Source organism: Variovorax sp. 10N412, assembly GCF_056394985.1.
In genome coordinates this window covers 589,383-602,664 of record NZ_JBFTIO010000001.1, presented here as the reverse complement: position 1 = coordinate 602,664, position 13,282 = coordinate 589,383, and the positions used below count along the sequence as shown (strand labels likewise).

Below are 13,282 nucleotides of genomic sequence, written 5' to 3'. Positions count from 1 at the left end.
GGGAAACCTCTTCTCCTCGTTGTGTGTTGTGGTTCGCTCAGTCGGCGCGGCGCCTGGCCGTGACCATGCAGTAGTCGAAGTCGCGACAGAACATGCCCAGCGCCAGGGCGCAATAGCTCGCCACGATGTGCTTGCGACGCCAGGGGCTGAGCCTGCCGCGCGCCTTCCACAGTTCGGCCAGCGTGAAGCGCGTGGCCAGCACCGGGATGTGCAGCGCGCTCGGCGCCACCCGCCAGCGCAGCGACTCGACCTCGATGTCCTCGAAGCCGTGCGCGTGCAACGCCGCGACGAAGTCGTCGCGCACGGCCAGCGTGGGCACGGCCCAGCTGTCGGCCCACAGGCGGTGCAGCCAGCCGGCGGCCCGGCCCGGCTCGCGCCGCAGCAAGAAGCCGTCGACCACTGCCAGGCGCGCGCCGGGCTTGAGCAGGCGAGCGGCTTCGCGCACGAAGCCGGCCTTGGCGGTGCCGTCGGCATAGCAGGCGCTTTCAACAGCCCAGGCGCCGTCGGCTTGCGCCGCGGGCAGGCCGGTGCGGGTGTAGTCGGCCTCGAGGTGCGCCATGCGGTCGGCCACGCGCGCGGCCGCGTCGAGCCGGGCGGCAATGCGGTTCTGCACCGGCACGTTGGTCACGGTGATGGCGTACAGCGAGGGGTCGTCGCCGACCAGCGTGCGCGCGGTGGCGCCGGCGCCGCAGCCCAGGTCGAGCACGCAGCGGCGCGCTGCGGTGCCTTGCGCTGCCTCGGGCAACCGCAGCGCGCGGCCGATCACGCGGTTCATCTCGACCAGCATGCCTTCGCGCCGCAGCGGGTTCAGGCCGGCGCGCCAGTAGCCGAAATGCATGTTGTAGCTCGGGCTCCAGGCGCTGTAGTCGACCGCCACTTCGGTGAAGTAGTGCTGCGTGTCCTCGGCGGTGATGGGGGCGCCGGCGTCGGGTGCGGGCACGGGAGAGGGCGCGGACGTTTCGTCGGACATGCGGAAGTCGGGCTGGAAAACAGTGGGCATGGCGATTCCCTGGCTGGGTGGCTCGTCGGTTCTCAGAGGCGGCAGTTGCCGTCGTCGCAGGAAGGCGCCACGCGCCCCGCGAGCCTGGCGGCCAGCCAGCGCGGAATGCGGTAGCGGTTGCGTGCCAGCAGCGCATAGGCGCGGTCGGCCAGCGGCGCAACGAGCGGGAGGTCGAGCAGGAAGCCGCCGCTGGACAGCCCCACCGCCGTGCGGCAGATGCGGATGGCCGGCACGCCGACGAACACCCGGCCCTGCGCGTCCGATACATGGATGGCGGCCATCAGCGCGTCGCGCGCAGCAGGTCCGGCGGTGAATGCCGCGGGTGAGCAATCGACCAGTCGCAGCCGGCCGGCCGCATCGCGCGCCTTCATGTGATTCATCTCGGCGCTGCAGATGGCGCAGCTTGCGTCGAAGTAGATGGTCAGCGGGTAGGCGGGGGCGGTGGCGGTGTTCATGATGTTCTTGGTTCTCGATATTTCTGTCAAAACAGAAATAACTGGGCAAAAAAAAGGGGCTCAGATCATGGGGAGGCTGGCATGGTGCGCGTCAGGGTCTTCGCCCTTGTCACCGTTGCCGCCCTGGCTTGCCGCGGGCGCATCGCCGCGCACGAACTTCTGCACGCTCGCGCCCAGCGTCAGCACCTTGTCGAGGGTGCCGGGCGACAGCCGCAGCATTTCGTCGGCCCAGGTGGCCAGCTTGTCCATGAGCTCCATCGTCGAGCGGATGCGGTCCTGCGCGTCGGCTGGCTCCTTCTGGAAGTCGGGGTTCGCCACCAGCTCGCGCAGCACGCGCACGGTGGGGTCGAATTCGCGTTCCTTGCGCTCGCGCACCACGGTGCGGAACAGCTCCCACACGTCGACGCTGGTCTCGAAGTAGTCGCGGCGATCGCCCAGCGTGTGGGTGATGCGCACGAGGTTCCAGGCCTGCAGCTCTTTCAGGCTGTTGCTGATGTTGGAGCGCGCCACGCCGAGCGTGTCGGACAGCTCTTCGGCGTTCATCGGCTTGCCGTGGGCGAAGAGCAGGGCGTGGATTTGCGAGACGGTGCGGTTCACCCCCCACATGGAGCCCATTTCGCCCCAGTGCAGGACGAACTTGCGTTGAATGTCGGTGAGTTCCATGGCGTCGAGTTTAGGATTTACGAAATTTCTGTCAATAGAGAAATAGAAAAATCGGCGACAACAGTGAATCGGTGGAATACTGTATGAATAAACAGTAAATTCCAGCCATCCAGGAGTTGCCATGCCCGCTGCCCAGATTCCCATCCACGCCATCAAGGGCCGCGGTGCGGCCACGCGGCTGGCGCATCGCTTCTCGAGCGACGAGCGCAACGCCTTCGACGACGGCTGGGGCACGCTCGAGGACGGCGTGGCCGAGGCCGACGAACTGCAGCCCCTGGCCACGGAGGTGCGCTTCGAGGACGTGAAGTCGGTGCTCAACGACAACGACTCGCCCGACATCTCCTTCGACCGCTCGCTCAATCCGTACCGGGGCTGCGAGCACGGTTGCATCTATTGCTTTGCGCGCCCCACGCACAGCTACCTCAACCTGTCGCCCGGCCTCGATTTCGAGACCAAGCTCATCGCCAAGCGCAACATCGTCGAGGTGCTGCGCGGCGAGCTAGCGCGCAAGAGCTACCGGCCGAGCTACATCGCCATCGGCACCGCGACCGACTGTTACCAGCCCATCGAGCGCGAGCTGCGGCTCACGCGTTCGATCATCGAGTTGCTGCGGGAAACGCGGCATCCGTTCGCGCTGGTCACCAAGTCGAGCGCCATCGAACGCGACCTCGACCTGATCGCGCCCATGGCCGCCGAGCGCCTGGCCGCCGTGTACATCACCGTGACCACGCTCGACGGCGAACTCGCGCGCAAGCTGGAGCCGCGCGCCGCGGCGCCGCACCGGCGGCTGCGCACCATTCGCACGCTGGCCGAGGCGGGCGTGCCGGTGGGGGTGAGCGTGGCGCCGCAGATTCCCTTCGTCACCGAAGACATGGAGCAGGTGCTCGAAGCCGCCTGGGAGGCCGGTGCGCGCAGCGCCTTCTACACGGTGGTGCGGCTGCCCTGGGAGGTGGCGCCGCTCTTCAAGGAATGGCTGTCGCTGCACTACCCGCAGCGGGCGGACCGCATCATGGCGCGCATCCACGACATGCGCGGCGGCAAGGACTACGACGCCGACTTCGCCACGCGCATGAAGGGCTCGGGCCTGTGGGCCGACCTGATCAACCAGCGCTTCATGAAAGCGACCCAACGCATCGGCTACAACCGCGAGCGCATCCCGCTCGACATCAGCGCGTTCCGACCACCTGGGACTGCGGGGCAGGGCAGCCTGTTCTAGGTCCGACGGCAGCGAGGCCGTCCATGCCGCACCAGTCGCCCCCCAGCGCCTTCACCAGGAACACCGCCGTCAGCAGCCGCTGCCCCTGCAACTGCGCGGCCTGGCGCTCCACCGTCAGCAGCGACTGCTGCGCGGTGATCACGTCGAGGTAGGTCGACGCACCGCCCTCGTAGCGGCTGGTCGCCATGTCGAGCACGCGGCGCGCGGCCGTCACGGCGGCCTGCGCCTGTCTGGTGGCGCTGTCGAGCGCGGAAAGCCCGGTGATGCCGTCTTCCACCTCCTGCATGGCGGTGAGCACGGTGCGGCGGTAACTGCCCACGGTGGCGTCGTAGCCGGCCTTGGCGAAGTCGACGTTCGCGCGCACCCGGCCGCCGTCGAACAGCACCTGCGTGGCCGACACGCCCACCGACCACAGCAGGCTGGGGCCGTTGAACAGCGACTCGATCATGCGGCTGTCCACGCCCAGCGTCGGCGAGATGATGAAGCTCGGGTAGAAGGCCGCGGTGGCCACGCCGATCTGTGCGTTGGCCGCGGCCATGGCGCGCTCGGCCGAAGCCACGTCGGGCCGGCGCTGCAGAATTTCAGACGGCACGCCCAGCGGCACCGCGGGCGGACGTATCTCGCGCAGGTCCACCGGCAGCGAGAAGCTGGGCGCGGGCGTGCCGGTGAGGGTGGCCAGTGCGTGCTCGTACTGCGCGCGCTGCTTCTTCAGCACGTCGATCTGCGTGAGCGTGGTCTCCAGCAGCGCCTGCTGCTGCGCCACGTCGAGGCCCGACACGGCGCCCAGGTCATGGCGCGCCGTCACCAGTTCGAGCGCGCGGCGCTGCAGGCCGACCGAGCGCGAGATCACGTCCAGCTCGATGTCGCTGGAGCGCAGGTTGAAGTAGTTGCTGGCCACGTCGGCGCTCAGCAGCAGCCGCGTGTTCGCCAGGTCGGCCGCGGACTGCTCGGCGGACGCCGTGGCGCCCTCGACCGTGCGCTGCACGCGGCCCGCCAGGTCGACCTCGTAGCTGGCGTTGAGCGACAGCGCAAAGTCGTTCTGCACGGTCGATGCGTTGGCGCTGGCGTAGTTGGTGAGCGGCCGGTTGGCGGAAATCTTCAGGCGCGAGGCGCGGGTGCCCAGGCCCAGCTGCGGGTACCGGCTGGCCGCGTTGGAGGCCAGCGCAGCACGCGCCTGGGCCAGCCGCGCATTGGCGATCGTGAGCGTGGGGCTGCCGGCCAGTGCCTGCGCCTGCAGCGCGTCGAGTTGCGCGTCGCCGAAGCGCTGCCACCACGGGCCCTTGTCGGCGCTGTCGCTGGGTGTGCTCAGGCGCCAGGGCTCCTCCAGCTTCCAGCTGACGGGCAGGGGCGTGTCGGGGGTCTTGTAGTCGGGGCCGACGGCGCAGCCTGCAAGAAGTGCAACGAGCGCGGGAAGCGCGACGCAAGCCGTTGCCCACGCTGCAGCCAGCAGTCGCAGTCTCACGCCGGCTCCTTCTTCGGCGCGGCGCCCTTGGCCGCCGGTGGCGGCGCGTCGGGCGCCACGGCCACCACGTCGCCGTCCGCCAGCGAATCGGACGGGTTCAGCACCATGCGGTCGGTGCCTTCGAGCCCGCCGAGCACTTCGACGTTCTCGCCGTAGTTGCGCCCCAGCGTCACGGGGCGCAGGCCGATGCGGCCTTGCGCATCGACCACCGCGATGCGCGTGCCCTCGGCGCGGAACAGCAGCGCGTTCGACGGCACGGTGAGCGTGCGGCTGGCCGCCAGCGGCAGCGACACCTGCACATAGGCGCCCGGCAGCAGTGCGCCGTCCTTGTTGGGCAGGGAGACCTCGACCTGCATCATCCGCGTGGTCGCGTCGATGGAGCCGGCCGTGCGCGCCACCTCGCCCTTGAAGCTCTGGCCGCGCAGCTCGGCCTGTGTCACCACCACCGGCTGGCCCGTCTTCACGAGCTGGGCGTAGGCCTGCGGCACGTTGATGTACACGCGCAGCGGGTCGGTCTGCGCCAGCAGGAACAGCGCGCGCCCGGCGCCGCCGCCCGCGCCGGCATCGATCAGGTCGCCCGTGTCGACGTTGCGCCGCGTGATCACGCCCGCGAACGGCGCCACCACGCGCTTGAAGCCCTCGGTCTGCTTCAGGCGCTGCACGTTGGCATCGGCCGCGGCCACGTTCGAAGTGGCCTGTGCCACGGCGCCGCGGCGTTCGTCCAGGTCTTGCTGCGAAACCACGTCCTTCTTGCGCAGCGCTTCCCAACGCTCGGCGGTGCTCTGCGCGAGCGCCAGGCCCGAGGCGGCCTGCGCGCGCGCGGCCACGGCCTGCGACAGCTGCTGGTCGATTTCGGGCGTCTCGATCTCCGCCAGCAGCTCGCCCTTCTCGACGCGGCTGCCGATGTCCTTGGTCCAGCGCTTGAGGTAGCCGCTGGCGCGCGCCGAAATGGGCGACTGCACGAAGCCCTGCAGCGTGCCGGGCAGCGCCAGCGTCTGGCCGGCGGTGGGTGTGCGGGGGAAAGCGGTCTGCACGTACTGCTTGGCGCGCTCGGTGGTGCCCGCCTCGAGCGCGCGGGCATTGGCCATGCGCACGAACACGGTGCGTGCCGCGCCCAGCGCCAGCAGCACCAGCACGACCAGCACCAGCCAGCGCGTGCGCCGCACGATCTGCCGGCGGCGCAGCAGTTCGCCTTCGCCCTCTCCTGCGGCGATGGGGTGGATGGCCAATGCCGAATGGCGTTGTTCCGTCATGACCAGCTCGGCGCCGGGCCGCTCCCAAGGCGAGCTGCGGCCCCCTCGGGGGGCAGCGAATACACGAAGTGAATGAGCGTGGGGGTCAAGGTTTCAATTCTCCTGGGGCGCTGCGCCCGCTGGCGGTTGTGGCTGGTGAGCAGCCTCGCGTGCCGCCTTGCGGTGCGCAAGCCGACTGTGCACCCCCGCGAACACCGCGGGAACGAAAAACAATGTCGACACCGTGGCAAAGATCAGGCCACCGATCACCGCGCGGCCCAGCGGCGCGTTCTGCTCGGCGCCTTCGCCCAGGCCCAGCGCCATCGGGATCATGCCGATGATCATCGCCAGCGCCGTCATCAGCACCGGGCGGATGCGGGTGGCGCCGGCTTCCAGCGCAGCCGACAGCGGCGGAATGCCCGCGGCCAGCCGCTCTCTTGCGAACGACACCAGCAGGATGGAGTTGGCCGTGGCCACGCCCATGGTCATGATGGCGCCCGTGAGCGCCGGCACGCTCAGCGTGGTGCCGGTGATGAACAGCATCCACGCGATGCCCGCCAGCGCGGCCGGCAGCGCGGTGATGATGATGGCCGCGTCCAGCCACGACTGGAACGTGACCACGATCAGCAGGTACACCAGCACGATGGCCATGGCCAGCCCCACGCCCAGGCCGATGAACGACGACTGCATGGTCTGCACCTGCCCGCGCATCTCCACCCGGCTGCCGCGCGAGAGCTTCGGGCGCATCTCGTCGACCAGCTTCTGCACCTTCGAAGCCACGCTGGCGAGGTCGGTGCCCTGCACGCTCACGTACACGTCGATGACCGGCGCGATGTTGTAGCGCGACATCACGGCCGGCTGGCGGTCGGCCTGCGTGGTCACGAGGTTGCCGAGCAGCTGCTGCGCGCCGTTGCCGCCAGCCGTGCCTGCCCCCGCGCCCACCGGAATGTTCAGCAGCGAGTCGAGCGAATCGACCGTGTACTGCGGCGTCTGCACCGCGATGCTGTAGACCACGCCGTTCACCGGGTTCAGCCAGAAGGCCGGCGCCGTCTGCGAGCTGCCCGACAGCGCGATGAGCACGTTCTGCCCCACGTTGGCCGCCGTCAGGCCGTACTGCTGCAGCCGCGTGCGGTCCATCTGCAGGCTCAGCGCGGGACCGTCAAGGCGCTGGTGCACATGGGCGTCGACCGCGCCCGGAATCTGGCGGATCGCCTTGGTCAGCTCGGCGGCGCGGGCGGCGTTGCCGGCCATGTCGTTGCCGCTGAACTGCACGTCGATGGCCGCGGGCAGGCCGAAGTTCAGGATCTGCGTGGCGATGTCCGCCGGCTGGAAGAAGAACTCGATGCCCGGAAAGCGCCGGGGCAGCTCGGCCCGAAGGATCGACACGAAGTGCTCGGTCGGCCGGTGGCCCTCCTTCAGCGACAGCAGCAGCTCGCCATCGAAGGTGCCGATGGTGCCGGCGTTGCTGTACGACAGGTTGATGCCGCTGTTGGGCACGCCCAGGTTGTCCAGGATGGTCTCGAGCTGGTCCTGCGGCACCAGTTCGCGGATGGCGGCCTCCACCTGGTCGGTGAGGCGGGCGGTTTCCTCGATGCGGGTGCCGGTGGGCGCGCGCAGGTGCAGGCGGATCTGGCCGGCGTCCACCGTCGGGAAGAAGTCGCGGCCCAGCGCCGGGTACAGCAGGCACGACAGCAGGCAGAAGCCCAGGAACAGGCCGATGAACCCGGCCCGCTTCGACAGCACCGCCGACAGCACCAGCGTGTAGGCGCGGCGCACGCGCTCGAAGCGGCGGTCGAAGGCGCGGTACAGGCGCTGCAGCGGGCTTTGCTTTGCCCCTTGCGCCGGTGCGTGGCCTCCGCCATGCGAGCCGCTCATGAGCAGCATCACCAGCGTGGGCACCAGTGTGCGCGAGAGCAGGTAGGAGGCCAGCATGGCGAACACCACCGCCTCTGCCAGCGGCACGAACAGGAAGCGCGCCACGCCCGAGAGGAAGAACATCGGCACGAACACGATGCAGATGCACAGCGTGGAAACGAAGGCGGCCGAGCCGATTTCGCCCGCGCCCACCTCGATGGACTCTTTCAGCGGCGTGCCCATGTGCAGGTGCCGCTCGATGTTCTCGATGGTCACGATCGCCTGGTCCACCAGGATGCCCACCGAGAGCGCCAGCCCGCCCAGCGTCATCAGGTTGAGCGTTTCGCCCAGCGCGTACAGCACCAGGATGGACGCCAGGATCGACAGCGGAATGGTCAGCGCAATGATCAGCGTGCTGCGCCAGTTGCCCAGGAACAGCAGCACCATCGCGGCGGTGAGCGCGGCGGCCAGGATGGCCTCGAACACCACGCCCTTCACCGCCGCCTTCACGAACACCGACTGGTCGAACAGCGGCGTGATCTTGATGTCGTCCGGCATCGTCTGCGCGGCGATCGGCAGCATGGCGCGGATGTTCGACACGATGTCCAGCGTGGAGGCGCCGCCGTTCTTCAGCACCGACAGCAGCACGCCGCGCACGCCGTCCTGGCGCACCACGTTGGTCTGCGGCGAGAAGCCGTCGCGCACGTAGGCCACGTCGCGCAGATACGTGGTGGCGCCGTTCACGGTGCGCACCGGCAGGTCGTTCAGGCCCGCGATGGCGTCGGGCGAGCCGTTCATCTTCACGTTGTATTCGGTGGAACCGAACTTGGCCGTGCCCGAGGGAAGAATCAGGTTCTGCGTGTTGACCGCGTTCACCACGTCGGCCGGCGACAGGCCGCGCGCCTGCAGCGCCTGGGTGTCGAGGTCGACCGAAATCAGCCGGTTCTTGCCGCCGTACGGAAACGGAATGGCCGCGCCCGGCACCGTGATGAGCTGCGGGCGCAGCTGGTTGACGGTGGCGTCGAACAGCGAGTTTTCAGAGCGCGTGGGGCTCGACAGCGCCAGCTGGATCACCGGCACGCTGGAGGCCGAATACTTGATGACCAGCGGCGGCGTGATGCCCGGCGGCAGCTGGCGTACCTGCGCCTGCATGGAGGCCACCACCTGCGAGATGGCCATCTCGATGTTGGCGGTGGGCTGGAAGAACACCTTGATGATCGACACGCCGGCGAGCGACTGCGACTCGATGTGCTCGATGTCGCTCACCGTGGTGGTGAGCCCGCGCTCCACCTGGCCCGAGATGCGCTGCCCCATTTCCTGGGCCGGCAGGCCGGTGTAGTTCCAGATGACGCTGACCACCGGAATGTTGATTTCCGGGAAGATGTCGGTGGCCATGCGCGCCAGGACAAAAGGCGTGGCCAGCACGATCAGCATCGCCATGACGATGAAGGTGTACGGACGACGCAACGCAAGCTGGACCATGGCGCGGGCTCTCTGCTTCCGACGGAAAAAGGTGTCGCATCATAAGGAAGTAGATTTAAGTTTGCTGGCGCCGTTTTTTTGGTGTGGCGCTTTACCAAAAGGGTGCATATGGACAGGGTCTGGCTGGTAGTGATGGGCGTGTCGGGATGCGGCAAGTCGAGCCTGGGCGCGGCGCTGGCCACAGCCCTCGGGCTGCCGCTCATAGAAGGCGACGACCACCATCCGCCGGCCAATGTCGAGAAGATGAGCCAGGGCATTGCGCTGACCGATGCCGACCGCGCCGGCTGGCTGGCCACCTTGGGCCGCGCGCTGGCCGGTGCGCCGCAGGGGGCGGTGCTTACCTGTTCGGCGCTCAAGCGCAGTTACCGCGAGCAGTTGCGCGCGGCGGCACCAGGGCTGCGGTTCGTGTTCATGGCGATCGAGCGGGCGGAGTCCGAGCGCCGGGTGGCCGCGCGGGCTGGCGCCGGGGAGCACATGTTTCCGGCGAGCCTGGTGGCCAATCAGTTCGCGACGCTCGAATCGCCTGTCGGCGAGGCGGGTGTGCTGGCGGTGGATGCGACTGCGCCGCTGGGGCAGGCTGTGGCCCGGGTCCAAGCCTGGCTTGCTGCCGGCTGAGTCTTTCTTCGTTCTTGCGGGGTCCCTGAACGGGAGGCCTCAGCGTGCAGGCAAATCCAACTCAAGCCGCAGCCGCGTGACGTTCCGGTTGCCTGTGTCGCGCTGCAGCTTGAACCCCAGCTTGCGCGCCAGCGCCAGCATGCCGACGTTGTCGTACAGGGTGATGTCCGCCAGCTGCTTCACGCCGGCCGCCCTGGCCGCATCGATCAGCTTGCGCAGGAGCTTCAGTGCAACGCCGTGGCGTTGCCACGCATCGGCGATGACCACGGCGAATTCGGCGACGTGCGCGGTATCTGGTGTGTCGCCGCGCACATAGCGCACCACGCCCATCTGCTGTTCATGGCCGTCGACCTCGGTGGTCGCGATGAGGGCCAGTTCGTGCTGGTAGTCGATATGGGTCATGCGCCACAGTTCGTCGAACTGCGGCTTGCGCGGCGACAGCAGGCGGTGGTAGCCCGTTTCGCTCGACAGGCCTGACACGAAGGCTGTGTGCAGGGCCAGGTCGTCGGCGCGGATCGGGCGGATCCGCACCGGCGTGCCGTCGCTCAGTTGCCAGTCCTCGACCAGGTGGCTGGGGTAGTGAGGGGGCAGCGGCACGGGCATGGCGCGTTGTGCCACGGCCGCCCCCGCCGGTCAATCGGGCCCGCCCCTTCCAGCGAACACCGAGGAACCGGCTTTGCCGGGCCTCAGGTGTTGCCCCCGGAAGGGGGTTGGCGAAGCGACACGAAGTGCGCGCAGCCTGGGGGAGAGACAAGTTATCCGATGACTTCGGGCCAGTCGGTGTGGAAGAACTTTCCTTCGGGCTTGTCGGTGCGCTCGTACGTGTGCGCACCGAAGAAGTCGCGCTGCGCCTGCAGCAGGTTGGCCGGCAGGCGCTCGGTGCGGTAGCTGTCGTAGTAGGCCAGCGAGGCGCTGAAGGCCGGCACCGGAATGCCGTTGCTCACTGCCAGCGCCACCGTTTCGCGCCAGTTCTGCTGCGTGCGGTTCAGCAGGTCCTTGAAGAAGGGGTCGAGCATCAGGTTGTTCAGCGCCGGGTCGGTGCGGAAGGCGTCGGTGATGCGGTTCAGGAAGCGCGCGCGAATGATGCAGCCGCCGCGCCAGATGGACGCGATGCTCGCCAGGTCGAGCTTCCATTCCTTCTTGTCGCCCATCGTCTTGATGAGGTCGAAGCCCTGCGTGTAGCTGATGACCTTGGACGCATACAGCGCGTCGTGCACCTTGGCCACCAGCGCCTTTTTCTCGAGCGAGAGTTCGATCTTCGGCCCCTGCAGCACCTTGCTGGCCGCCACGCGCGCCTTCTTCTGCGACGACAGCACGCGCGCCTCGACGGCGGCGTTGATGGTGCTGATGACCACCGCGTTCTCCGCCGCGTTGATCAGCGTCCACTGGCCCGTGCCCTTCTGGCCGGCCTTGTCCAGGATCATGTCGACGATCGGGTTGCCTGTTTCCGGGTCTTTCTGCTCCAGCGCCTTGGCGGTGATCTGGATCAGGTAGCTCTGCAGCTCGCCGTCGTTCCACTCGTTGAAGATGGCGGCCATTTCGTCGGTGCTGAAGCCCGCGGCCTTGAACAGGCTGTAGGCCTCGCAGATGAGCTGCATGTCGCCGTATTCGATGCCGTTGTGCACCATCTTCACGTAGTGGCCGGCACCGCCCGGCCCGATGTGAATGACGCAGGGCTCGCCGTCCACCTTTGCCGCGATGCTCTCGAAGATCGGCTTCATCACCTCCCAGGTGGAGAGCGGCCCGCCCGGCATGATCGACGGGCCCTTGCGCGCGCCTTCTTCCCCGCCCGACACGCCCGCGCCGATGAAGCGCAGGCCCTTGCTCGACAGGTAGGCATCGCGGCGCTCGGTGTCGGTGTAGAGGCTGTTGCCGCCGTCGATGACGATGTCGTCCTTGTCCAGCAGCGGAATGAGTTGCTCGATGACCTGGTCGACCGGCGCGCCGGCCTTCACCATGATCTGGATCTTGCGGGGCTTGGCCAGGCTCTGCACGAACGCCTCGAGCGTCTTGGCGCCCACCAGCTTCTTGCCGGGGTTGGCGGCCACGAAGGCTTCGGTGGTGGCCTCGGTGCGGTTGTAGACGCTGACCTGGAAGCCGCGGCTTTCCACATTCAGCACGAGGTTCTGGCCCATCACCGCCAGTCCGATCAGTCCGAAATCGCTTTTGTTGCTCATGACCCGTCTTGCCCTTCTTTCATGTGCGTGCGCCGGAATGCCCCGCGCACGGGTTGGTTCGCCGGCCATTTTGCCGGTGCGGCGGGCGCCCTGCCGTGGGAGATGGTCTATACCCGCTTGGCAAGCGGGCACGGCTTGGGTATGTTCGGCGCGCATGAGCCAAGCCATCGACGCCCTCCAGCGCTGGTCCACCGACGCCGTGCCGCCTGCACAGCGGCTGGACTACTGGGTGGGCGCGGTCTGCGAAGGCTTCCTGGAGATGGACGTGACCAGCCAGGCCGGCGGCAGCTTCGGCGCCACGCTGGAATCGGCGCCGCTCGGTCCCCTGGTGGCCAACCAGGTGCGCGGCAGCGCGCAGGACGTGTACCGCACGCGGCGCGCCATTGCCCACAGCCGCCACAACTACTACTACCTGCTGTGCAAGACCGATTCGCCCTGGGTCACGGTGCAGGAGGAGCGATGCGCGCGGCTGTTGCCGGGCGACGCGGTGCTGGTCGATTCACGTCGGCTGTATGAATTTCACTTGCTGCAATCGGCCGACACCCTGTCGCTCGAGTTGCCGACCGCCTGGGTCGACGCGTGGTTGCCCGATGCGGGCGACCAGGTGGCGCGCCGCATCGACGCCCAGGCGGGGTGGGGCGCCGTGCTGAGCGCCTTCGTGCGGCAGCTGACACCCGATGTGGCTGCTAAACCGCCGTTGCCGGCTGCGTTGCTGTGCGACCAGCTGGGCGGCCTGCTGGCACTGGCGCTCGGAAAGGGGCCGTCGGAGCCGGCCAGCGAGGGCCGCGCGGCGCTGCGCCGCCGGGTGCTCGACGCCACGCGGGAGCGGCATGCCGAACCCGGCCTTACGGCGGCGGGCGTGGCGCGCGGGTTGGGCATTTCGGAGCGCAGCCTGCACCGCTGCCTGGCGGAAGGCGAGAGCGCCACCACCTTCGCCAACGCGCTGGTGGACTTCCGCATGCAGGTGGCGCGTCGCATGCTGGCCGATGCGCGCTTCGACAGGCTGAGCATCGCGGAGATCGGCTTTCGCGTGGGCCTGGCGGACGCCTCGCACTTCGTGCGGCAGTGCCGCAGGCACCTGGGCACGACGCCCGGTGCGCTGCGGCGCCTGCTGCGGCACTGAGCC

Annotated in this window: 11 protein-coding genes; 3 read left to right on the top strand and 8 right to left on the bottom strand. The window is 68.6% G+C overall.

The genetic code is table 11. From position 1 onward, the window contains the following. Nucleotides 1-37 precede the first annotated feature (37 nt). From AC1DJH_RS03075 to AC1DJH_RS03065, 3 genes are read right to left on the bottom strand one after another with little or no spacing between them, the layout of a single operon-like run. A complete protein-coding gene (locus tag AC1DJH_RS03075) occupies nucleotides 38-1,000 on the bottom strand; it encodes an SAM-dependent methyltransferase (protein ID WP_478184670.1) in 963 nt (320 codons plus the stop codon). Between the two features lie 32 nt (nucleotides 1,001-1,032). Then, nucleotides 1,033-1,455, bottom strand: a complete 423-nt coding sequence (locus AC1DJH_RS03070) for a thiol-disulfide oxidoreductase DCC family protein (protein ID WP_478184669.1) — start codon at nucleotides 1,453-1,455, stop codon at nucleotides 1,033-1,035. Nucleotides 1,456-1,515: 60 nt separating this feature from the next. Next, nucleotides 1,516-2,118 carry a GbsR/MarR family transcriptional regulator gene (locus AC1DJH_RS03065; RefSeq protein WP_478184668.1) on the bottom strand — a complete coding sequence of 201 codons (603 nt, stop codon included), beginning with the start codon at nucleotides 2,116-2,118 and terminating at the stop codon, nucleotides 1,516-1,518. Nucleotides 2,119-2,239: 121 nt separating this feature from the next. On the opposite strand from AC1DJH_RS03065, the gene AC1DJH_RS03060 reads away from it, so the two are divergent. Next, nucleotides 2,240-3,334, top strand: coding sequence for a PA0069 family radical SAM protein (locus AC1DJH_RS03060; protein WP_478184667.1), 1,095 nt, complete (start codon nucleotides 2,240-2,242; stop codon nucleotides 3,332-3,334). Here AC1DJH_RS03060 and AC1DJH_RS03055 read toward each other — a convergent pair. From AC1DJH_RS03055 to AC1DJH_RS03045, 3 genes are all read right to left on the bottom strand, one after another. Next, a complete protein-coding gene (locus AC1DJH_RS03055; RefSeq protein ID WP_478184666.1) occupies nucleotides 3,285-4,796 on the bottom strand; it encodes an efflux transporter outer membrane subunit in 1,512 nt (503 codons plus the stop codon). The genes AC1DJH_RS03060 and AC1DJH_RS03055 overlap by 50 nt on opposite strands. Then, nucleotides 4,793-6,049 (bottom strand): efflux RND transporter periplasmic adaptor subunit, encoded by a 1,257-nt coding sequence (locus AC1DJH_RS03050; RefSeq protein WP_478184665.1) that lies wholly within the window; start codon nucleotides 6,047-6,049, stop codon nucleotides 4,793-4,795. The genes AC1DJH_RS03055 and AC1DJH_RS03050 overlap by 4 nt, the downstream gene beginning before the upstream one ends. Nucleotides 6,050-6,142: 93 nt before the next feature. After that, on the bottom strand, nucleotides 6,143-9,364 hold the full coding sequence (locus tag AC1DJH_RS03045) for an efflux RND transporter permease subunit (RefSeq protein WP_478184664.1): 3,222 nt from the start codon (nucleotides 9,362-9,364) through the stop codon (nucleotides 6,143-6,145). A gap of 108 nt (nucleotides 9,365-9,472) precedes the next feature. On the opposite strand from AC1DJH_RS03045, the gene AC1DJH_RS03040 reads away from it, so the two are divergent. After that, nucleotides 9,473-9,979, top strand: a complete 507-nt coding sequence (locus tag AC1DJH_RS03040) for a gluconokinase (RefSeq protein WP_478184663.1) — start codon at nucleotides 9,473-9,475, stop codon at nucleotides 9,977-9,979. Between the two features lie 39 nt (nucleotides 9,980-10,018). On the opposite strand, the gene AC1DJH_RS03035 is transcribed toward AC1DJH_RS03040, so the two are convergent. Both AC1DJH_RS03035 and gnd read right to left on the bottom strand, forming a co-directional pair. Then, nucleotides 10,019-10,597: an N-acetyltransferase family protein gene (locus AC1DJH_RS03035; RefSeq protein ID WP_478184662.1), complete on the bottom strand. Its 579-nt coding sequence runs from the start codon at nucleotides 10,595-10,597 to the stop codon at nucleotides 10,019-10,021. A gap of 137 nt (nucleotides 10,598-10,734) precedes the next feature. After that, a complete protein-coding gene (gene gnd, locus AC1DJH_RS03030; protein ID WP_478184661.1) occupies nucleotides 10,735-12,156 on the bottom strand; it encodes a decarboxylating NADP(+)-dependent phosphogluconate dehydrogenase in 1,422 nt (473 codons plus the stop codon). A 154-nt stretch (nucleotides 12,157-12,310) separates the two neighbouring features. On the opposite strand from gnd, the gene AC1DJH_RS03025 reads away from it, so the two are divergent. Continuing rightward, nucleotides 12,311-13,279: a helix-turn-helix domain-containing protein gene (locus AC1DJH_RS03025; RefSeq protein WP_472117693.1), complete on the top strand. Its 969-nt coding sequence runs from the start codon at nucleotides 12,311-12,313 to the stop codon at nucleotides 13,277-13,279. Nucleotides 13,280-13,282: the final 3 nt, after the last annotated feature.